This window comes from Nitrobacter vulgaris, assembly GCF_002028545.1.
GTDB lineage: Bacteria > Pseudomonadota > Alphaproteobacteria > Rhizobiales > Xanthobacteraceae > Nitrobacter > Nitrobacter vulgaris.
Genome location: NZ_MWPQ01000031.1, coordinates 1 through 20600 on the forward strand (window position 1 = coordinate 1; position 20600 = coordinate 20600).

The 20600-nt window shown below is 60.7% G+C and carries 31 protein-coding genes and 1 pseudogene; all 32 read left to right on the forward strand.

Going from position 1 to position 20600, the window contains the following annotated elements; genetic code table 11:
• Positions 1–115, forward strand: a 115-nt coding sequence (locus B2M20_RS06830; RefSeq protein WP_476638868.1) for an EF-Tu C-terminal domain-related protein, incomplete at its 5' end; no start/stop codon positions are given.
• A 102-nt stretch (positions 116–217) separates the two neighbouring features.
• Positions 218–526 (forward strand): 30S ribosomal protein S10, encoded by a 309-nt coding sequence (gene rpsJ / locus B2M20_RS06835; RefSeq protein ID WP_002712302.1) that lies wholly within the window; start codon positions 218–220, stop codon positions 524–526.
• Between the two features lie 103 nt (positions 527–629).
• Complete coding sequence (gene rplC / locus B2M20_RS06840; RefSeq protein WP_079446327.1) at positions 630–1370, forward strand: 50S ribosomal protein L3; 741 nt, start codon at positions 630–632, stop codon at positions 1368–1370.
• A 1-nt stretch (position 1371) separates the two neighbouring features.
• The gene (gene rplD, locus B2M20_RS06845; RefSeq protein WP_079446328.1) at positions 1372–1992 is read left to right on the forward strand and encodes a 50S ribosomal protein L4; all 621 of its coding nucleotides are present in this window, start codon (positions 1372–1374) and stop codon (positions 1990–1992) included.
• The gene (locus B2M20_RS06850; protein WP_079446329.1) at positions 1989–2285 is read left to right on the forward strand and encodes a 50S ribosomal protein L23; all 297 of its coding nucleotides are present in this window, start codon (positions 1989–1991) and stop codon (positions 2283–2285) included. The genes rplD and B2M20_RS06850 overlap by 4 nt, the downstream gene beginning before the upstream one ends.
• Positions 2286–2313: 28 nt before the next feature.
• Positions 2314–3147 (forward strand): 50S ribosomal protein L2, encoded by an 834-nt coding sequence (rplB, locus tag B2M20_RS06855; protein ID WP_079446330.1) that lies wholly within the window; start codon positions 2314–2316, stop codon positions 3145–3147.
• A 15-nt stretch (positions 3148–3162) separates the two neighbouring features.
• Positions 3163–3441: a 30S ribosomal protein S19 gene (gene rpsS, locus B2M20_RS06860; RefSeq protein WP_079446331.1), complete on the forward strand. Its 279-nt coding sequence runs from the start codon at positions 3163–3165 to the stop codon at positions 3439–3441.
• A gap of 9 nt (positions 3442–3450) precedes the next feature.
• Positions 3451–3837, forward strand: coding sequence for a 50S ribosomal protein L22 (gene rplV / locus B2M20_RS06865; RefSeq protein ID WP_079446332.1), 387 nt, complete (start codon positions 3451–3453; stop codon positions 3835–3837).
• A 19-nt stretch (positions 3838–3856) separates the two neighbouring features.
• Positions 3857–4552, forward strand: coding sequence for a 30S ribosomal protein S3 (gene rpsC / locus B2M20_RS06870; RefSeq protein WP_009797132.1), 696 nt, complete (start codon positions 3857–3859; stop codon positions 4550–4552).
• Between the two features lie 27 nt (positions 4553–4579).
• Positions 4580–4993, forward strand: a complete 414-nt coding sequence (rplP, locus tag B2M20_RS06875; RefSeq protein WP_079446333.1) for a 50S ribosomal protein L16 — start codon at positions 4580–4582, stop codon at positions 4991–4993.
• A gap of 5 nt (positions 4994–4998) precedes the next feature.
• On the forward strand, positions 4999–5205 hold the full coding sequence (rpmC, locus tag B2M20_RS06880; RefSeq protein ID WP_079446334.1) for a 50S ribosomal protein L29: 207 nt from the start codon (positions 4999–5001) through the stop codon (positions 5203–5205).
• Between the two features lie 10 nt (positions 5206–5215).
• Positions 5216–5464 carry a 30S ribosomal protein S17 gene (rpsQ, locus tag B2M20_RS06885; RefSeq protein ID WP_009797129.1) on the forward strand — a complete coding sequence of 83 codons (249 nt, stop codon included), beginning with the start codon at positions 5216–5218 and terminating at the stop codon, positions 5462–5464.
• Between the two features lie 39 nt (positions 5465–5503).
• Positions 5504–5872, forward strand: coding sequence for a 50S ribosomal protein L14 (gene rplN / locus B2M20_RS06890; protein ID WP_009797128.1), 369 nt, complete (start codon positions 5504–5506; stop codon positions 5870–5872).
• Entirely contained in the window at positions 5872–6186 is a 315-nt protein-coding gene (gene rplX / locus B2M20_RS06895; RefSeq protein WP_079446335.1) for a 50S ribosomal protein L24, read from the forward strand. Before rplN ends, rplX begins: the two co-directional genes overlap by 1 nt.
• A complete protein-coding gene (gene rplE, locus B2M20_RS06900) occupies positions 6179–6736 on the forward strand; it encodes a 50S ribosomal protein L5 (protein ID WP_079446336.1) in 558 nt (185 codons plus the stop codon). Before rplX ends, rplE begins: the two co-directional genes overlap by 8 nt.
• A 43-nt stretch (positions 6737–6779) precedes the next feature.
• Positions 6780–7085, forward strand: a complete 306-nt coding sequence (rpsN, locus tag B2M20_RS06905) for a 30S ribosomal protein S14 (protein ID WP_079446337.1) — start codon at positions 6780–6782, stop codon at positions 7083–7085.
• A gap of 13 nt (positions 7086–7098) precedes the next feature.
• Positions 7099–7497 (forward strand): 30S ribosomal protein S8, encoded by a 399-nt coding sequence (gene rpsH, locus B2M20_RS06910; RefSeq protein WP_079446338.1) that lies wholly within the window; start codon positions 7099–7101, stop codon positions 7495–7497.
• Positions 7498–7512: 15 nt separating this feature from the next.
• Entirely contained in the window at positions 7513–8046 is a 534-nt protein-coding gene (gene rplF, locus B2M20_RS06915; protein ID WP_079446339.1) for a 50S ribosomal protein L6, read from the forward strand.
• Between the two features lie 11 nt (positions 8047–8057).
• Positions 8058–8420: a 50S ribosomal protein L18 gene (rplR, locus tag B2M20_RS06920; RefSeq protein WP_079446340.1), complete on the forward strand. Its 363-nt coding sequence runs from the start codon at positions 8058–8060 to the stop codon at positions 8418–8420.
• Positions 8421–8531: 111 nt separating this feature from the next.
• Entirely contained in the window at positions 8532–9107 is a 576-nt protein-coding gene (gene rpsE, locus B2M20_RS06925; protein ID WP_079446341.1) for a 30S ribosomal protein S5, read from the forward strand.
• 78 nt (positions 9108–9185) lie between these two features.
• The gene (rpmD, locus tag B2M20_RS06930) at positions 9186–9380 is read left to right on the forward strand and encodes a 50S ribosomal protein L30 (protein WP_079446342.1); all 195 of its coding nucleotides are present in this window, start codon (positions 9186–9188) and stop codon (positions 9378–9380) included.
• 120 nt (positions 9381–9500) lie between these two features.
• The gene (gene rplO / locus B2M20_RS06935; protein ID WP_079446343.1) at positions 9501–9986 is read left to right on the forward strand and encodes a 50S ribosomal protein L15; all 486 of its coding nucleotides are present in this window, start codon (positions 9501–9503) and stop codon (positions 9984–9986) included.
• 116 nt (positions 9987–10102) lie between these two features.
• Positions 10103–11434, forward strand: coding sequence for a preprotein translocase subunit SecY (gene secY / locus B2M20_RS06940; protein ID WP_079446344.1), 1332 nt, complete (start codon positions 10103–10105; stop codon positions 11432–11434).
• A 337-nt stretch (positions 11435–11771) separates the two neighbouring features.
• Positions 11772–12356: pseudogene (locus B2M20_RS06945) on the forward strand (adenylate kinase); the annotation flags it as partial.
• Between the two features lie 353 nt (positions 12357–12709).
• Entirely contained in the window at positions 12710–13078 is a 369-nt protein-coding gene (gene rpsM, locus B2M20_RS06950; RefSeq protein ID WP_079446346.1) for a 30S ribosomal protein S13, read from the forward strand.
• A 108-nt stretch (positions 13079–13186) separates the two neighbouring features.
• Positions 13187–13576, forward strand: coding sequence for a 30S ribosomal protein S11 (rpsK, locus tag B2M20_RS06955; RefSeq protein WP_006021048.1), 390 nt, complete (start codon positions 13187–13189; stop codon positions 13574–13576).
• Positions 13577–13670: 94 nt separating this feature from the next.
• Positions 13671–14702 (forward strand): DNA-directed RNA polymerase subunit alpha, encoded by a 1032-nt coding sequence (locus tag B2M20_RS06960; protein ID WP_079446347.1) that lies wholly within the window; start codon positions 13671–13673, stop codon positions 14700–14702.
• Between the two features lie 116 nt (positions 14703–14818).
• Complete coding sequence (gene rplQ, locus B2M20_RS06965) at positions 14819–15232, forward strand: 50S ribosomal protein L17 (RefSeq protein ID WP_079446348.1); 414 nt, start codon at positions 14819–14821, stop codon at positions 15230–15232.
• 364 nt (positions 15233–15596) lie between these two features.
• Positions 15597–16991: a DegQ family serine endoprotease gene (locus B2M20_RS06970; RefSeq protein ID WP_079446349.1), complete on the forward strand. Its 1395-nt coding sequence runs from the start codon at positions 15597–15599 to the stop codon at positions 16989–16991.
• Positions 16988–18319, forward strand: a complete 1332-nt coding sequence (locus tag B2M20_RS06975) for a replication-associated recombination protein A (protein ID WP_079446350.1) — start codon at positions 16988–16990, stop codon at positions 18317–18319. The genes B2M20_RS06970 and B2M20_RS06975 overlap by 4 nt, the downstream gene beginning before the upstream one ends.
• Before the next feature lie 68 nt (positions 18320–18387).
• A complete protein-coding gene (locus B2M20_RS06980) occupies positions 18388–19125 on the forward strand; it encodes a tetratricopeptide repeat protein (RefSeq protein ID WP_079446351.1) in 738 nt (245 codons plus the stop codon).
• Between the two features lie 180 nt (positions 19126–19305).
• Positions 19306–20559: an RluA family pseudouridine synthase gene (locus B2M20_RS06985; RefSeq protein ID WP_079446352.1), complete on the forward strand. Its 1254-nt coding sequence runs from the start codon at positions 19306–19308 to the stop codon at positions 20557–20559.
• Positions 20560–20600: the final 41 nt, after the last annotated feature.

The following is a 20600-nucleotide window of genomic DNA, read 5'->3' on the forward strand; positions in this document are numbered from 1 at the left end:
CGCGATGGAAGTGCACCTGATCGTGCCGATCGCGATGGAGGAGAAGCTGCGCTTCGCCATCCGCGAGGGCGGACGTACCGTCGGAGCAGGCGTCGTGGCCAGCATCATCGAGTAAGGAACGAGAGAATTGCGAATAGCGAGTGGCGAATAGAACATCTTCTATTTCGCTATTCGCTACTCACTACTCACTATTCGCTTTTCAAAGAGAGACACGGCAATGAACGGCCAGAATATCCGCATCCGTCTCAAGGCGTTCGACCATCGGATTCTCGATACGTCGACCCGCGAGATCGTAAATACCGCGAAACGCACCGGTGCGCAGGTCCGTGGACCGATCCCGCTGCCGACGCGAATCGAGAAGTTTACGGTCAACCGTTCGCCGCACGTCGATAAGAAAAGCCGCGAGCAGTTCGAAATGCGGACGCACAAGCGCCTTCTCGATATCGTCGATCCAACTCCTCAGACTGTCGATGCCTTGATGAAGCTCGATCTGGCTGCAGGCGTCGACGTCGAGATCAAGCTCTGAACTCGGCAGCCCGCCGTTTTTTCGGATCAGGGCACGCGGAAGTCGAAACGAAGTTTAGGAACAGTTCGCACATTAGCGGACAGAAAGAACAGGAAGCACGACGATGCGCTCCGGAGTGATCGCACAAAAGGTCGGGATGACGCGGGTCTTCACAGAGGCCGGCGAGCATATCCCTGTGACCGTGCTGAAGCTGAGCAATTGTCAGGTGTTGGGACACCGGACCGGCGAGAAGAATGGCTACGTTGCGTTGCAGCTCGGGTCGGGCGTGCGCAAGACGGTCTACCTGCCGAAGTCGGAGCGCGGACAGTTCGCGGTCGCCAAGGTCGAGCCGAAGCGCAAGGTTGCGGAATTCCGTGTGTCCGAAGATGCGCTGATTCCGGTCGGCGCGGAAATCCAGGCGGACCATTTCGTGGTCGGCCAGTTCGTCGATGTCACCGGAACCTCGGTCGGTAAAGGGTTCGCCGGCGGCATGAAGCGCTGGAACTTCGGTGGTCTGCGCGCTACGCACGGTGTTTCGGTCTCGCATCGTTCGATCGGTTCGACTGGCGGACGTCAGGATCCGGGCAAGACCTTCAAGAACAAGAAGATGCCCGGTCACATGGGTGTTGACCGCATCACAACGTTGAATTTGCGCGTGGTGAAGACCGACGTCGAGCGCGGCCTGATCCTGGTCGAGGGCGCCGTTCCGGGCTCCAAGGGCGGCTGGATCGCGGTGCGCGACGCGGTGAAGAAGCCGTTGCCCAAGGAAGCGCCGCAACCAGGCAAGTTCAAGGTTGCAGGCGGCGCGCAGGCTGCGGACGACAAAGTCACGGCGGATGTCCCGGCCGAGAAGGAGGGGGCATAACATGGAACTGAACATTACCACCCTCGAAGGCAAGGCTGCGGGTTCGGTTCAACTATCGGACGGCATCTTCGGGCTCGAGCCGCGCAAGGATCTGATTCAGCGTTGCGTGAACTGGCAGCTCGCCAAGCGTCAGGCGGGCACCCGCAAGACCAAGGGACGTGCGGAAATCTGGCGTACCGGCAAGAAGCTGTTCAAGCAGAAGGGCACCGGCAACGCCCGTCACGGTTCAGCCCGCGCGCCCCAGTTCCGCGGCGGCGGCCGCGCGTTCGGGCCGGTCGTTCGTAGTCATGCGCATGATCTGCCCAAGAAGGTGCGCGCGCTGGCGCTGCGCCATGCTCTATCGGCGAAGGCCAAGGACGGCGGTTTGATTGTCATCGACAGCGTCGAATTGAAGGACGCCAAGACCAAGGCTCTGATGGGTCACTTTTCCGGCCTCGGTCTGACCAGTGCGCTGATCGTTGACGGCGCGCAGGTTCATGCCGGGTTCGCAACCGCTGTGCGCAATATTCCGAACATCGACGTGCTGCCGATCCAGGGCATCAATGTCTACGACATTCTGCGCCGCCAGAAGCTGGTGTTGACCAAGGCGGCGGTTGATGCGTTGGAGGCGCGCTTCAAATGACAATCGATGCGAAGCATTACGACGTGATCGTCGCTCCGGTCATTACCGAAAAGGCGACGATGGCCTCCGAGTACAACAAGGTGGTGTTCAAGGTGGCGCGCAAGGCGTCCAAGCCGCAGATCAAGGAAGCGGTCGAGAAACTGTTCGACGTCAAGGTCAAGAGCGTGAATACGCTGGTGCGCAAGGGCAAGGTAAAGGTCTTCCGCGGCAACTTAGGCTCGCAGTCGGATGTCAAGCGCGCGGTTGTGACCCTCGAAGAGGGCCACCGCATTGACGTCACTACCGGACTCTGAGGCGGAAACGGCTTTAAGGCGATAGATTATGGCACTTAAGACATACAATCCCACGACGCCGGGCCAGCGCCAGTTGGTGATGGTCGATCGCTCGGCCCTTTACAAGGGCAAGCCGGTCAAGACGCTGACCGAGGGCAAGCGCGGCAAGGGCGGCCGCAACAATACTGGGCGCATCACCGTTCGGTTCCGCGGCGGCGGCCACAAGCAGGCCTATCGCAACGTCGATTTCAAGCGCGGCAAGACGGACGTGCCGGCGGTCGTCGAGCGGCTCGAGTATGATCCGAACCGCACTGCGTTCATCGCGCTGATCAAGTATCAGGACGGCGAGCAGGCTTATATCCTTGCGCCGCAGCGTCTGGCTGTCGGCGACACCGTCGTCGCGGGGAATTATGTTGACGTCAAGCCGGGTAATGTCATGCCGCTCGGCAACATGCCTGTCGGCACGATCGTCCACAATGTCGAGATGAAGATCGGCAAAGGTGGTCAGCTTGCACGTTCCGCTGGCACCTATGCTCAGATCGTCGGCCGCGATCAGGACTATGTCATCCTGCGTCTGAATTCGGGCGAGCAGCGTCTGGTGCACGGCCGCTGCCGCGGCGCCATCGGCGCGGTATCGAATCCGGATCATATGAACACCTCGATCGGCAAGGCGGGCCGCACCCGCTGGATGGGTCGCCGTCCGCATAACCGCGGCGTGGTCATGAACCCAATCGACCATCCGCATGGCGGCGGCGAAGGCCGTACCTCCGGTGGCCGTCATCCCGTGACGCCGTGGGGCAAGCCGACCAAAGGCAAGAAGACCCGTTCAAACAAGTCGACCAACAAGTTCATTCTCATCAGCCGCCACAAGCGGAAGAAGTAGTAAGGAAAGCCGGACATGGTTCGTTCAGTCTGGAAAGGCCCGTTTGTTGAAGGCTCCCTGCTCAAGAAGGCAGATGTCGCGCGGGCGAGCGGCCGTCATGACGTCATCAAGATCTGGAGCCGCCGTTCGACCATTCTGCCGCAATTCGTCGGTTTGGTGTTCGGCGTCTACAACGGTCAGAAGCACGTGCCGGTGTCGGTCAACGAGGAGATGGTCGGTCACAAGTTCGGTGAGTTTTCGCCGACTCGTACGTTCCATGGCCACTCGGGCGACAAGAAAGCCAAGAGGGCTTGAGGTTAAGTCATGAGCAAACCAAAGCGCGAACGGAGCCTCCCGGAAAACGAGGCCAAGGCGATCGCCCGGATGCTTCGGGTGAGCCCGCAGAAGCTCAACCTGGTTGCGCAACTGATCCGGGGCCGCAAGGCGTCCGCGGCGCTCGCGGACCTGCAGTTTTCGCGCAAGCGGATCGCGGTCGACGTAAAGAAGTGTCTGGAATCGGCGATCGCCAATGCGGAGAACAACCACGACCTCGACGTCGACGAGTTGATCGTATCGGAGGCGTTTGTCGGCAACGGCATGGTGATGAAGCGTTTCGCGCCGCGCGGCCGTGGCCGTTCGGGCCGTATCTATAAACCGTTCTCGCAACTGACAATCGTGGTGCGTCAGGTCGAGGCCGAGGCGAGCGCTTAAAGAGGCGCGGGAGAAAACGATGGGTCAGAAGATCAATCCAATCGGGCTGCGTCTGGGTATCAACCGGACCTGGGATTCCCGTTGGTATGCCGGCAAGAGCGAGTACGGCAGGCTGCTGCACGAGGATGTCAAGATCCGCGAACTCCTGCACAAGGAACTCAAGCAGGCGGCCGTTGCCCGCATCGTGATCGAGCGTCCGCATAAAAAGTGCCGCGTGACGATCCATTCGGCGCGCCCCGGTGTCGTGATCGGAAAGAAGGGCGCCGATATCGATAAGCTTCGCAAAAGGGTTGCTGACATCACCTCGTCCGACGTGGTCCTCAACATCGTCGAAATTCGCAAGCCGGAACTCGATGCCACGCTGGTCGCCGAATCGATCGCGCAGCAGCTTGAGCGTCGCGTCGCATTCCGCCGCGCGATGAAGCGCGCCGTGCAGTCGGCGATGCGTCTCGGCGCCGAAGGCATTCGGATCAATTGCTCGGGCCGTCTCGGCGGCGCCGAAATCGCCCGCATGGAGTGGTATCGCGAAGGCCGTGTGCCGCTGCACACGCTGCGCGCTGATGTGGACTACGGCGTTGCTACCGCGTTCACGACGTTCGGCACCTGCGGCGTCAAGGTCTGGATATTCAAGGGCGAGATCCTCGAGCACGATCCGATGGCTCAGGACAAGCGCCTGGCCGGCGACGACAGCCGTCCGCGCCGCGACGCGGCTTGAACGAGAGAAGGTTTGAGGGCGTAAGCCATGATGCAACCGAAGAAGACCAAGTTCCGGAAGGCACACAAGGGCCGCATCCACGGCGTCGCGTCGTCGGGCGCGACACTTGCGTTCGGCCAGTTCGGCCTGAAGGCAATGGCGCCCGAGCGCATCACGGCGCGCCAGATCGAAGCCGCGCGGCGAGCGCTGACGCGCCACATGAAGCGCGCGGGACGCGTTTGGATCCGCGTTTTTCCGGACGTGCCCGTATCGAAGAAGCCTGCCGAGGTCCGCATGGGCTCAGGCAAGGGCGCGCCGGAATTGTGGGTGGTACGGGTCAAGCCGGGCCGGGTTCTTTTCGAGATCGATGGCGTGGCCGCGCAGACCGCCAAGGAAGCACTGACTCTCGCCGCCGCCAAGCTGCCGATCAAAACGCGCTTCGTCGCGCGCATCGCGGAGTAACCGACATGGCAGGAATGAAGACCGCCGACATCCGCGCGATGACCCCCGACCAGATGGACGACGCCGTCGCCAATCTGAAGAAGGAGCGGTTCAATCTGCGCTTCCAGCGAGCCACCGGACAGCTTGAGAACACTTCGCGGTTGCGTGAAGCCCGCCGCGATATTGCACGGATCAAGACCATCGCCGCGCAAAAGCGCGACGCGAAGAAATAAGGGGTCCGAGATGCCAAAACGTACGCTGCAGGGCGTGGTCGTCAGCGACAAGCAAGCCAAGACGGTTGTGGTGCGTGTCGATCGCCGCTTTACCCATCCGATCTACAAGAAGACCATTCGCCGCTCGAAAAACTATCACGCGCACGACGAGAACAATGAGTTCAAGCCGGGTGACATGGTGTGGATCGAGGAAAGCAAGCCGATCTCGAAATTGAAGCGCTGGACCGTGGTTCGGGGCGAACAGAAGAAAACTGCTTAAGCGCGATTTTGCGCATCAGAAAGAGGACAAGGTGCATCAATGATTCAGATGCAGACCAACCTCGACGTGGCCGATAATTCAGGCGCACGCCGTGTCATGTGCATCAAAGTGCTTGGAGGCTCCAAGCGCCGCTATGCAACGGTGGGCGACATCATCGTCGTGTCGATCAAGGAAGCCATCCCGCGCGGGAAGGTGAAGAAGGGCGACGTCATGAAGGCGGTGGTGGTGCGGGTATCCAAGGATATCCGCCGCGCGGACGGTTCGGTGATCCGTTTTGACCGCAATGCGGCCGTTCTGATCAACAACCAGTCCGAGCCTGTCGGCACCCGCATTTTTGGGCCGGTGCCGCGCGAGCTACGTGCCAAGAACCACATGAAAATCATATCGCTGGCGCCGGAGGTGCTGTGATGGCTGCCAAGATCCGGAAGGGCGACAAGGTTATCGTATTGTCGGGCCGCGACAAGGGTCGCACCGGCGAGGTGTTCGAGGTGCGCCCCGCGGAGGGCAGGGCGCTGGTGCGCGGCGTTAACATGGTGAAGCGCCACCAGAAGCAGAGCCAGAACCAGGAGGGCGGCATCATTTCGAAGGAGTCGCCGGTCCACCTGTCAAACATCGCGATCGTCGGCAAGGACGGAAAGCCGACCCGCGTCGGTTTCAAGATTCAGGCAGACGGCACCAAGGTGCGTGTCGCCAAGCGTTCGGGAGCGGAGATCGATGGCTGAAACAGCTTACGTGCCGCGCCTGCGCGCGGAATATGACAAGAGCATCCGCGCCAGACTCACCGAGGAGTTCGGCTACGTCAATGTCATGCAGGTGCCGCGTCTCGACAAGGTGGTTCTCAATATGGGAATCGGCGAGGCCGTGAACGACCGCAAAAAGGCCGAGACGGCGGCTGGTGACCTGGCGCTGATCGCCGGCCAGAAGGCGGTCGTGACCTATTCGCGTGTCGCAATCGCGACCTACAAGCTGCGTGAAAACCAGCCGATCGGCTGCAAGGTGACGCTGCGCAAGGCGAAGATGTACGAGTTCATCGACCGCCTGGTAAACGTCGCGCTGCCGCGCGTGCGCGACTTCCGCGGTCTCAATCCGAAGAGCTTCGACGGTCGCGGCAATTATTCGCTCGGCATCAAGGAACACATCATTTTCCCCGAAATCGACTTCGACAAGGTCGGGGAGAGCTGGGGCATGGACGTCACGGTCTGCACGACGGCGCAGACGGATGACGAGGCTCGGGCGCTGCTGACTGCATTCAATTTTCCGTTCCGGCAGTGAGACGCTGAGAAGCGCTCAGACGCGGAAAGGCAAGGAGCCAAGCATGGCAAAGAAGAGTTCGATCGAGAAGAACAACCGGCGCAGGCGGATGGCTGGGAACGCGGCTGCGAAGCGCGCGCGGCTGAAGGCCATCATCTCCGACAAGACCAAGCCGATGGAGGAACGGTTCGCAGCCACTCTGAAGCTTGCCGAAATGCCGCGCAATTCGTCGGCGACGCGTATCCGCAACCGCTGCGAACTGACCGGACGTCCCCGTTCGAACTACCGCAAGAACAAGCTGAGTCGCATCGCGCTGCGCGAGCTTGGCTCCAGAGGCCTGGTTCCCGGCCTCGTGAAGTCGAGCTGGTAAGGAGGGTCGCCAGATGTCCACGCACGATCCGATCAGCGATCTCATCACCCGCATCCGCAATGCGCAGATGCGCAACAAGCCCAAGGTTTCGACCCCGGGCTCCAAGATGCGAGCTAACGTGCTCGAAGTCCTCAAGAGCGAGGGCTATATCCGCGGCTACGCCAGCGTCGAGCATTCCTCGGGCCGCAGCGAGCTTGAGATCGAGTTGAAGTATTTCGACGGCGAACCCGTGATCCGCGAGATCGAGCGGGTCTCCAAGCCGGGGCGGCGTGTTTACGCCTCCGTGAAAAATCTACCGCGCGTCAACAACGGGCTGGGGATTTCGGTGCTGTCGACGCCGAAGGGAATCATGGCCGACCACGACGCGCGTGACGCGAATGTGGGCGGCGAAGTTCTCTTCACGGTGTTCTGAGGAAGGAATTAAGCCATGTCACGCATCGGCAAGAGGCCAGTCACGGTGCCATCCGGTGTCACTGCGACCGTCGAAGGGCAGACCGTCAAGATGAAGGGGCCGAAAGGCCAGCTTCAGTTCGTCGTCCATGACGATGTCGAGGTGAAGCTCGAGGATGGCGCGGTGAAGGTCGCGCCGCGATACGAGACCAAGCGGGCGCAGGCGCTGTATGGTACAGCGCGCGCGCAAGTCGCAAATCTTGTCGACGGCGTCACGAAGGGATTCGAGAAGAAGCTCGAGATCGTCGGCGTCGGCTATCGCGCCGCGTTGCAAGGCAAGTCATTGCAGCTCGCGCTCGGCTATAGCCACGATGTCAATTACGCGGTCCCCGAGGGGATTACGATTGCTGTGCCGAAGCCGACTGAAATCACGATCACGGGTAATGACGCGCAGCGCGTTGGTCAGGTCGCGGCCGAAATCCGTGGCTATCGTCCGCCGGAGCCTTACAAGGGCAAGGGCGTGAAGTACGCCAACGAAACGATCTTCCGCAAGGAAGGAAAGAAGAAGTAACGGAGCCGGTCATGTCGAAACTGAAGATTACGAATGCCCGGCGCAAGCAACGCGTGAGGCTGTCGTTGCGTCGCACCGCAAATGGCAGACCGCGGCTGTCGGTGTTCCGCTCGTCGAAGCACATATATGCCCAAGTCATTGACGACCTGAAGGGCGAGACGCTGGCCTCGGCGTCCTCGCTCGAAAAGGTGATGCGCGGTACGGGCAACACGGGCGCCAATATCGAAGCGGCCAAAGCGGTTGGCAAACTGTTGGCGGAGCGGGCGGTGAAGAACGGCGTCAAGGAAGTGGTCTTCGATCGCGGCGGCTATCTCTATCACGGTCGCGTCAAGGCGCTGGCCGATGCCGCTCGCGAAAGCGGTTTGAGCTTCTAAGCGCGTATTCTGCAAAAGCGGGATCCGGTTTTGCAACAAGAATGCGTGTCTTGAAATTGATATCGAACGAATAGGACAGGGGCGAAGCCTCACAAGGATCGGAAAAACACCATGGCAGGTGAACGCGAACGCGGCGGACGCGAACGGAGCAGAGATCGCGAGGAGCGCGACAGCGAGTTCGTTGACAAGCTTGTCCACATCAATCGTGTGGCGAAGGTCGTCAAGGGCGGCAAGCGCTTCGGTTTCGCGGCGTTGGTCGTGATCGGCGACCAGAAGGGCCGGGTTGGCTTCGGTCACGGCAAGGCGCGCGAAGTTCCGGAGGCAATCCGCAAGGCGACGGAGTCGGCAAAGCGCAATCTGACGCGCGTGGCGCTGCGCGAGGGCCGGACGCTGCATCACGACATCGCAGGCCGCCACGGCGCAGGCCGCGTTTATCTGCGCGCAGCACCAGCCGGCACCGGCATCATCGCCGGCGGCCCGATGCGCGCGGTGTTTGAGACGCTCGGCATCCAGGACGTGGTGGCGAAGTCGATTGGCTCGTCCAATCCCTACAATATGATTCGCGCGACGTTCGACGCGCTGAAGCATCAGGATTCACCGCGCTCGGTTTCCGCCCGCCGCAATATCAAGGTTTCCACGCTGCAATCGCGCCGTGTGGGCGGTGATGCGGAGGCTGTTGCCGAATAAGCGGAGTCCGGGCTGGGGCCGGCGGTTGCCACCTGCCCAATCCGACCGCCGGGCAAGACAGGATTTGGAGTGACGACGATGGCTAAGGCCGCAAAGACAATCAAGGTCGAGCAGACCGGCAGCGCAATCCGCCGCCACCACTCACAACGCTCGACATTGGTCGGGCTTAAGCTCAACAAGATCGGTCGGACCGCGGAGTTGCAGGATACGCCTGAAATTCGCGGCATGATCGAGAAGGTTCGACACATCGTCCGTGTAATCGACGAGACGTAATAATTTGCTATTTATGCCCGGCCTGTGCCGGGGGTCCACGGCTTGGAGTGCGCCGGGTTCGGCAAAAGACGTGGAAGGCCGGGACGATCCTGGCACGACGAACACGATGAGGACGCGACCATGAAACTTTGCGATATCGCCGACAACGCAGGCTCGCGCAAGAAGCGCATGCGGATCGGCCGGGGTATCGGCTCCGGAAAGGGCAAGACCGGCGGCCGTGGCGGCAAGGGACAGACGGCGCGCTCGGGTGTGCGCATCAAAGGCTTCGAGGGAGGCCAGATGCCGCTGCACCGGCGGTTGCCGAAGCGCGGCTTCAACAATATCTTCCGGGTGGAATTTGCCGAAATCAATCTTGACCGGCTCCAGGCCGCAATTGATGCCGGGTCGATCAATGCCAAGGAGACCGTTAACGCCGAGTCGCTGGTGAAATCCGGCGTGGTGCGTCGCGCCAAGGGTGGCGTCCGCCTGCTTGGCCGAGGCGAGATCAAGGCGAAACTGACTATCGAGGTTCACGGCGCCTCGAAGTCCGCGATCACGGCGGTCGAGAAGGCCGGCGGCACAGTGAAAATCCTTGCGCCGAAGAAGGACGAAGGTGAGGCAGCCTAACGTCTGCGTCATCGCCCGCTTTGGCGCACGACAGGAACCATGAGAGGTTTGGCGTCTGCCGGCTGGCCCGTTCTGGCGGAGCGTGACGGCACCATTGGTGCGGGAGAAGGCTGAATATGGTCTCAGCAGCGGAACAACTGGCGGCTAACCTAAACTTCTCGGCGTTTGCGAAAGCCGACGAGCTGAAGAAGCGCATCTGGTTCACGCTCGGCGCGTTGCTCGTCTATCGGCTGGGTACCTACATCCCGCTACCGGGCATCGACCCGACGGTCTGGCAAAAGGTGTTCAATTCCCAGGCCGGCGGCATCCTCGGGATGTTCAATATGTTCTCCGGCGGTGGTATCGACCGCATGGCGATTTTCGCCTTGAACATCATGCCGTACATTTCGGCCTCGATCATCCTGCAACTGTTGACCTCGGTATCGCCTAAGCTCGAGGCTCTCAAGAAGGAGGGCGAAGCTGGCCGCAAGATTATCAATCAATACACTCGTTATCTTACGGTGGTGCTGGCGTTCTTCCAGTCCTACGGCATTGCCGTCGGTCTCCAGGGCGCAGGCAACGTCGTCACCAATCCCGGCATGTTTTTCCTGCTCTCCACCGCGATCACATTGACCGGCGGCACCATGTTTCTGATGTGGCTCGGCGAGCAGATCACGTCGCGAGGCATCGGCAACGGCATTTCCCTCATCATCATGGCCGGTATCGTCGCCGAGCTGCCGTCCGCGCTCGCCAACATGCTCGAACTCGGCCGGCAAGGCGCGCTGTCCACAGGGATCATCCTGATCGTTCTGATCATGGTCGTCGCGGTGATTGCCTTCATTGTGTTCATGGAGCGCGCCCAGCGCAGGTTGCTGATCCAGTATCCGAAGCGTCAGGTCGGCAATAAGATGTTTGATGGGCAGTCTTCCCATCTGCCGCTGAAGCTCAATACCTCCGGTGTGATCCCGCCGATTTTCGCTTCGTCACTGCTGCTGTTGCCGACGACGGTCGCGAACTTCAACGCGGGTAGCGGACCGGAATGGTTCCAGTGGATCAATACCCAACTCGGTCACGGCCGGCCGATGTTTCTGGTCCTGTACATCGCCTTGATCGTGTTCTTCACCTTCTTCTACACCGCGATCGTCTTCAATCCGACCGAGACAGCCGATAATCTCAAAAAGCATGGCGGCTTCATTCCGGGCATCAGGCCAGGCGAGCGGACCGCCGAGTATATCGACTACGTGCTCTCGCGCATCACGGTGCCAGGGGCGGTTTATCTCGCGGTTGTCTGCCTGATTCCCGAGATTTTGATTTCTTACGCAGCGGTACCTTTCTATTTCGGCGGTACGTCGCTTCTGATCGTGGTCAGCGTCACGATGGATACAGTGTCGCAGGTGCAGGGATATCTGCTGGCCCACCAATATGAAGGCCTGATAAAAAAATCCAAGTTGAGAGGCCGCCGTCGATGACGTGAAGCGTTCTTGCTCATCGGAATCGGTCAGTGAGAAGAAATGCTTTCAGTCAATAACCTGCGCGTGTTCTGCTTGCGATGATGGTATCCACTTTTGCGGAATGCGTGTCAGATCCGCCAAGCGTATCGCTTTCGTGCCCCGGCGTTCTTCGTTTGGGGTCGCATACGATCGCCGCGACATATCTGCCTCCTGCTATTCTTGTCCGAGGCATTGATCGCTTGCTCCGGGGTGCCGTATTAGTTGCCGGAAGGGCGCAGGTCGTATTTTGCGGTGTGCCCGATATCGAAGCGCAGGTGCGCGGCTGCCCGTTCACCCGGCGATGGGGCAATTCTTTATGAGACTGATTCTTCTCGGGCCGCCGGGGGCGGGAAAAGGAACGCAGGCGCAACGTCTGGTTCATCACTACGGAATCATTCAGCTTTCTACGGGCGACATGCTGCGCGCCGCCGTCGCCGCCGGTACGCCGGTCGGCCTCAAGGCCAAGGACATCATGGCGAGCGGGGGGCTGGTCCCGGACGATGTCGTCATCGGCATCATTTCCGACCGGCTGGAACAGGCGGACGCGAAGACGGGATTCATCCTCGACGGCTTTCCGCGCACCGTCCCACAGGCCGAGGCACTGGATCGTCTGCTCCAATCCAAAAATCTCGCACTCGATGCCGTGGTTGAGCTTCGCGTCGACGAAAGTGCGCTACTGCAGCGCGTTGAAAGCCGTGTCGCGGAAATGACGGCGCGGGGGGAACAGGTGCGGGCCGATGATAGGCCGGAGGTGCTCTCGAAGCGGCTGGTCAGCTACCGCGGGCTGACCGAGCCGCTCATTCGCTACTATTCGGAGCGCGGCAAGCTGCTGACGGTTGACGGCATGATGGCTATCGATGACGTCACGCGGGATATTCGCCGCGTCCTGAGACGGTCGGGAGTTCCGATGTCAAAGTTCGGCATCCGCCGGTGGTAAGCGGGCCAGAATCGACCTAAAGGCGAGAAAAACCAGTAAATGATGGTCCCAGGCGGGCCCTTGGGAATGGGGAACGAGCACGGTGAGGTGAGCAAAAATTGGCGGCTCAAAAGTCACGAAAGAGCGAGCAAAAGTGGCGGGACGGTTGACGAAATGCCACCAAGTCCTTAATAAACAAGCATCCAGCGGATCGTTTCAGACGATGCCGGACCCTAAGATAACTGAGGGTCAGGCGTCGTGTTTGTGTTTGAGGATACCCGCCTGAAATATCGAAGGAAAGGCCGGCTCACCGCGAGTCGGCAACAGGAGAGAAGTCTGTGGCCCGTATTGCCGGCGTGAATATCCCAACCAACAAGCGCGTCGTCATCGCGCTTCAATACATCCATGGCATTGGTCAGAAGAATGCCGCCGAGATCGTCGAGAAGGTCAAGATTCCGGTCGATCGCCGGGTCTCGCAACTGACCGATCAGGAAGTACTTCAGATTCGGGAAGTCATCGATCGCGACTATCTCGTCGAAGGCGATCTTCGCCGTGAGGTCGGCATCAACATCAAGCGGCTGATGGATCTCGGTTGTTATCGCGGCTTGCGTCATCGTCGCGGACTGCCGGTGCGCGGTCAGCGCACCCATACTAACGCGCGTACCCGCAAGGGGCCGGCCAAGTCGATTGCCGGCAAGAAAAAGTAAGAGCGCGGATAGGAAATTGCGAACAGCGAATAGATTCTGATCGCTATTCGCATCGTCGGTGGAGCCGCTGGCATTACGGCGGCGTTGAGATCACAGGAAAGGCTGACAATGGGTAAGGAAGCTACACGCGTTCGCCGCCGCGAGCGCAAGAACATCGCGTCCGGCATCGCGCATGTCAATTCGTCGTTCAACAACACCACCATCACCATCACCGATGCGCAGGGCAATACGATCGCCTGGTCATCGGCCGGGACGATGGGTTTTAAGGGATCACGCAAGTCGACCCCTTACGCGGCGCAGGTGGCGGCGGAAGATGTTTCCAAGAAGGCGCAGGAGCACGGCATGCGCACCCTTGAGGTCGAGGTAGCTGGTCCGGGTTCGGGTCGCGAATCGGCGCTGCGCGCGCTGCAGGCTGCGGGCTTCACCGTTACCTCGATCCGCGATGTGACCACGATTCCTCATAACGGTTGCCGTCCGCGCAAGCGCCGGCGCGTTTGATATTCGACAGCGGCGGTTTGTTGTTCCGCCAATTCGAGGTTTTTATCTTTGCGCGGATTGATCCGCGTCCTCCAACGCCAGCGATGTTGATGGCATGGGTGAAACAGTGACGATCCAGAAAAATTGGCAAGAGCTCATTCGGCCGAACAAGCTGCAGGTCGTTCCCGGCAGCGATCCCTCGCGCTTTGCAACCCTGATTGCCGAGCCGCTTGAGCGCGGTTTTGGCCAGACACTCGGTAACGCGCTACGCCGAATCCTGCTGTCCTCGCTGCAAGGCGCCGCGGTGCAGTCGGTACACATCGATGGCGTTCTACACGAATTCTCCTCGATCGCGGGCGTTCGCGAGGACGTCACCGACATCGTGCTGAATATCAAGGACATCGCGATCAAGATGCAGGGGGAAGGCCCCAAGCGCATGGTCGTGAAGAAGCAAGGTCCCGGCAGCGTCACCGCAGGTGACATCCAGACCGTCGGCGACATCGTGGTGCTTAATCCCGACCTTCAGATCTGCACCCTCGACGATGGCGCCGAGATTCGCATGGAATTCACGGTTGCCTCCGGCAAGGGTTATGTTGCCGCCGAGCGTAATCGGCCCGAGGATGCGCCGATCGGACTGATACCGGTTGATAGCCTGTATTCGCCGGTGCGCAAGGTATCCTACAAGGTCGAAAACACTCGCGAGGGTCAGATTCTCGACTACGACAAACTGACCATGACCATCGAAACGAATGGCGGGGTGACGCCCGAGGATGCCGTGGCCTTCGCCGCGCGTATTCTGCAAGATCAACTCAATGTCTTCGTCAACTTCGAGGAGCCGCGCAAGGAAGTCGCCACCGAGATCATTCCGGATCTGGCGTTCAATCCTGCCTTCCTCAAGAAAGTGGATGAACTGGAGCTGTCGGTACGTTCCGCAAATTGCTTGAAGAACGACAACATCGTTTACATCGGCGATCTGGTGCAGAAGTCGGAAGCGGAGATGCTGCGCACCCCGAATTTCGGGCGCAAGTCGCTGAATGAGATCAAGGAAGTGCTGGCCCAGATGGGTCTGCATCTCGGCATGGAAGTGCCGGGCTGGCCGCCGGAAAATATAGATGAGCTGGCAAAACGCTTCGAGGACCATTACTGAGTGATCTCTTCCCCGGAGTGGGGGAGAGAAACCCAAAATAGGGCGAACGCAGGCAGCCCACCTGAGCAGCGCGACCGCCGAGCAGTCGCAACCGGACAAGACTGAGGATCACATCAATGCGTCATGGTAAGGTTCACCGGAAGCTCAATCGCACCGCGGAGCATCGCAAGGCAATGTTTGCCAATATGGCGGCGGCGCTTATCAAGCATGAGCAGATTGTCACCACGCTGCCGAAGGCAAAAGAACTACGTCCGATCGTCGAAAAACTGGTGACCCTCGGCAAGAAGGGTGGCCTCGACAAGCGCCGTCAGGCGATCAGCGAGATGCGCGACGTCGATCAGGTGAAGAAGCTGTTCGACGTGTTGGCGCCGCGCTACAAGGACCGTCATGGTGGGTATACCCGCATTATCAAGGCCGGCTTCCGATACGGCGATAACGCGCCGATGGCAGTGATCGAGTTCGTCGATCGCGACGTCGATGCCAAGGGCCAGGATTCCGGGCCGGTGCAGGAAGCTTCGGAAGCCGCGTAAGCTCGACCTCTTTTAAAACTTAGAAAGGCGGCGCATCGTGGGGCGCCGCTTTTTTGTTGGTTCGAGCCTGCCCTAGAGAGCGTTTCGAGCGAAGTGGACACCGGTTCGCGTAGGTGCGCACGCTAAAAGGCTTCCATTACGGGGATGCGGCAGGTGGTTCCGATTTGTGCGGCACTTCGCGGCGTCTGTGATGGACTCGCGATGTGTGTGGTTGTGCTGTCGCGACGATCATGTGCGTGCAGACGATGACATGGCGTTCTGTCTTGGCATCCGCGCGACGTCGCGGACGTGAAAAAAGCGTCTTTTGCTTCTCTTGAAGGTTAGCGAAGCCTATATCTGCGGTCCTGACCCCGGGAGTGAATTCATGACGTCGTTCCGCCTGTTCGCCCCGCTATTCCTCGCTCTGACGATGCCGGCGCCTGGTCATGCTCAGGACCGCCACGTTCCGGCCTCCCAGGCCGAATTGCGGCTTTCCTATGCACCGATCGTGCAGCGGGTGACGCCGGCTGTCGTCAATGTCTATGCCGCCAAGGTGATCCAGCATCGCCATCCATTGCTCGAGGATCCGGTCTTCCGCCGGTTCTTTGGCGTTCCGGGCGGGCAGCCGGAACAGATGCAGCGCTCGCTCGGCTCAGGCGTGATGGTCGATCCGTCCGGCCTTGTCGTGACAAACAATCACGTGATTGAGGGTGCCGACCAGGTCAAGATCGCGCTGCCGGACAAGCGCGAGTTCGAGGCCGAGATCGTGCTCAAGGACACGCGGACCGACCTTGCGGTCCTGCGGCTGAAGGATGTGCATGAGAAGTTCCCGACGCTCGATTTCGCGAATTCGGATGAGTTGCAGGTCGGAGACCTCGTCATGGCGATTGGGAACCCATTCGGCGTCGGGCAGACTGTGACGCACGGCATTGTTTCGGCGTTGGCGCGCACGCAGGTGGGAATTACAGACTATCAGTTCTTCATCCAGACCGATGCGGCGATCAATCCGGGAAACTCGGGTGGGGCGCTGGTTGACATCACGGGTCGTCTCGCAGGTATCAACACCGCAATTTTCTCGCGCTCCGGAGGGTCGCAGGGCATCGGCTTCGCCATTCCGGCAAACATGGTGCGGGTTGTCGTGGCATCCGCCAAGAATGGTGGCAAGGCGGTGCAGCGGCCCTGGCTCGGAGCGCGGCTGCAAACGATAACCCCGGAGATTGCCGAAACCATCGGCCTCAAGGCGCCGGCCGGTGCGCTGGTGGCCAGCGTTGCGGTTGGAAGTCCGGCGGCGCGTGCCGGTCTCAAACTATCCGACCTGATCGTCTTGATCGACGGACAGCCTGTCGAGGACCCCAATGCGTTTGACTATCGGTTTGCGACGCGTCCGCTCGGCGGCACATCGCAATTGGAAGTCCAACGCAATGGGAGGCCGATCAAGCTTACCGTTCCGCTCGAGGCGGCGCCGGACACCGGTCGCGACGAGTTGGCGATCACCGCGCCATCACCATTTCAAGGCGCCAAGGTTGCGAATATCTCGCCGGCGCTGGCCGACGAACTTCATCTCGATTACGGTGCCGAAGGGGTCGTGGTCATCGCATTGGCGGACAATGGAATGGCCGCGAATGTCGGCTTCAGGAAAGGCGACATCATCCTCGCGGTCAACAACAAGAAGATCGTTAAGACGGCCGATCTCGAACAGGCCGTTCGCGAAGCGAGGCGGCTCTGGCGTATCACGCTGATGCGTGGAGGCCAGCAGATTCAAGTCATGCTAGGCGGATGAGCCCGAACCGCCAGCGCGCCTCCAACAGCCTGTTCTCCGCGGCGGGTCTGGAACGTGATGCGCCGCATCCACTGCCGGACAAGCTGCGACCGCAGACGCTGTCGGACGTGGTCGGGCAGGATCACATTCTTGGATTGGACGGCGCGCTGACCCGGATGCTGGAAACCCGCACGCTAGGCTCGCTCATCTTCTGGGGACCGCCGGGGACCGGCAAGACGACAGTGGCGCGGCTGCTGGCGAATGCGACCGCGCTGCATTTCGAGCAACTGTCGGCGGTGTTCTCCGGTGTCGCCGATCTGAAGAAGGCGTTCGATGCCGCCCGCGCGCGCCGCGAGTCGGGGACGGGAACGCTCCTGTTCGTCGATGAGGTTCATCGTTTCAATCGCGCGCAACAGGATTCGTTTCTGCCTGTCATGGAGGACGGAACCGTCATTTTGGTCGGTGCGACCACTGAGAACCCATCGTTCGAACTGAACGCGGCGTTGTTGTCGCGGGCTCGCGTGCTTGTGTTCCGTTCGCTCGACTGGGAGGCGATCGAGAAATTGTTCGCTCGCGCCGAACAGGTCGAGGGCAAGCCGTTGCCGCTCGATGCTGAGGCGCGCTCGGCGCTGGTGCGCATGGCCGACGGCGACGGCCGCGCGGCGCTGACGCTGGTCGAGGAGGTCTGGCGGTCGGCGCGCGAGGGCGAGGTCTTCAATGCCGAGCAGTTGCAGGGCGTGCTGCAGCGCCGCGCGCCGATCTACGACAAATCCGCCGACGGCCACTACAACTTGATTTCTGCCTTGCACAAGTCGGTGCGCGGCTCCGATCCCGATGCGGCGCTGTACTATCTGGCGCGGATGCTCGAGGCCGGCGAGGACCCGTTATTTCTCGCGCGCCGCGTGGTGCGAATGGCAGTCGAGGATATCGGGCTGGCGGATCCGCAGGCGCTGGTGATCTGCAACGCGGCCAAGGATGCCTATGATTTTCTCGGCTCACCGGAAGGCGAACTCGCGATCGCGCAGGCGGTGATCTATCTGGCCACCGCGCCGAAGTCCAACGCCGCCTACAAAGCGTTCGGCGCGGCGATGCGCGTCGCGAAGGACGCCGGCTCTCTCTTGCCGCCGAAGCACATCCTCAACGCGCCGACCGGTCTGATGAAATCCGAAGGTTACGGCGGCGGCTACCAATACGATCACGACATGCCCGATGCGTTTTCCGGACAGGATTACTTCCCGGAGATGCTCGGCCGCCGGACTTTCTATGATCCGCCGGATCGGGGGTTCGAGCGCGAAATCCGCAAGCGCATGGACTACTGGGCGAAACTGCGCCGGGAGCGCTCGTCGTGACGACTTCATCGACGTCAACACGCTGTCGATCCACGGTCGTAAGGCTGTTTCAAAAAGCGGAGTGGCTTATGACGCTCCGACAAGGTGCGAGGCGTAAACAGGTGCAGGCGATGCGAAGACATATTACCCGATGGCTGTTGGCACTGGTGCTGCTTGGCATCACGAACGCGGCGCGCGCCGAGATGGTCGAAGTTGCGCCGGGCGTGACGGTGACGAAGAAGACGTTCTCGGCGCGGATTGACGAACAGCCGTTCTATGGTTTCTCGGAGAAAACTCCCGAACAGCAAAAGACCGATGCCGACTTTCTGGCGGCGTCGGATGAGATGGGTTCGCGCGAGGCGGTTTCCGCTGCAGCTATTGAGCGGGGCTGGGCTCATATCGATCGCGGTGACCTGTCAGAAGCGGCAAAACGATTCAATCAGGCTTGGCTGCTTGCCCCTGAGCGGAGCGAGATCTACCAAGGCTTTGCGGTGATCACGGCGGCGCGCTTCGGCGATCTCGAATACGCCGAAGAGCTGTTCAAGATTGCGTTGCGACAACCGAAGCCGCGGCGAACGCTGAAAGCTGATTACGGGCGCTTGCTGTTGAAGGCCAAGCGTCCGGCCGAGGCAAAAACGATCCTGGAGGAAGGCGTGCGCGACGCGCCGGAATTCGCCGATGGATGGGTCAGCCTTGGACTTGCGCGGTTGCAGACGGACGACGCCGCGGGCGCATGTGCGGCCGCAGGCGAAGCCAACAAACTCAAGCTTTCGCGCGGGGCGATGATCGACCTCGTGTTACTGAAGAGGCAGGGGGCTTGCCCATAGCGATCGGATGCTTCGCGATTTCACCGTGACGCTGCCGGGCTTCTGCGCTACCCACACTTGTGGGTGAACAGAGTGTAATTTGAAAAGTGGAGCCGTTTTCGAAGATCGTGCTCGATCAGACGAATATGACTAAGGCTTAAAGTTGAGTCGAGGCAGAAGAACTAAACTCCAGAGGAACTAATGAGCCGGCGAGTCAGGCGACCGTTAGCGAAGTCCGGCGGTCGCGGGAGCGAACGCGTTAAAGGCGCTTCGGCCAGGAGCGATTCGGCCAAAGTTGCTCGTCCAGAAAAAGGGACGAGCCGGAAAGGTCGTGGCGTCGCTGAGCGATCATCGGGCGAGCGGTGGCAGGGGACTCGGCCGGGCAGGCCGCAGCGCGCAGGTACGCCGGCCGACACTGCATGTTTCGCCGAAAAGCCGACTAAACCCGAACCAGCGCTTCTGCCGACAAAGGTCCAGACTGTCGCGGTGACGGCCGATGAAGCCAACATGCGCGTCGACCGCTTTCTTGAAGCACGCTTTCCCGGTCTGTCATTCTCCCACATTCAGCGCATTGTCCGCAAAGGCGAGTTGCGCGTGAACGGCAAGCGCGCCGACAGCAAGGATCGCATAGGCGAAGGCGACAAGGTCCGCATCCCTCCGCTCAAGCTCGACACGCCGAAGACCACGGCTCATCTGTCCGAGGCCGAGGCAAAGACACGCGACGAATTGCAGAAGATGGTGCTGTTCGAAGATGCGGACGTCATGGTGCTGAACAAGCCGGCCGGGCTTGCGGTGCAGGGCGGATCCGGCCTGTCGCGGCACATCGACGGGATGCTGGAAACGATGCGCGACGCAAAAGGGCAGCGACCGCGCCTCGTGCACCGGCTGGATCGTGAGACGGCCGGCTGTCTGCTGGTGGCCAAGACGCGTTTCGCGGCCACGGCGCTGACCGGCGCGTTCCGCCAGCGTTCAGCGCGCAAGATTTACTGGGCTCTGGTCGCGGGCGTACCAAAGCCGAAGCAGGGCCGTATCTCGACCTATCTTGCCAAGGAAGAGAATGAGGAGGAGTCGATCATGCGGGTCGCCTCGCATGGCGACGAGGGCGCGAGCCATGCGGTGACCTACTACGCGGTGGTGGAAACCTCGGCGCAGAAGCTCGCCTGGGTGTCGCTGAAGCCTGTCACGGGCCGGACCCATCAACTCCGCGCGCACATGGCGCATATCAATCACGCCATCGTCGGCGATCCAAAGTATTTCAACAAGGAAAACTGGCAATTGCCTGGAGGTCTTCAGAAACGGCTGCACCTGCTGGCGCGCCGCATCGTGATTCCGCATCCGCGGGGCGGCGTCATAGACGTTACGGCGCCGCTGCCGCCACACATGTTGCAATCCTGGAATCTGCTCGGTCTTGAAGCCGACCGGTTCGATCCGATCGAGCACGCGCCGGAGGAGTAGGTCCGTGCCGTTGCGTCGGGGCCGACCTCAGGGCGATATGA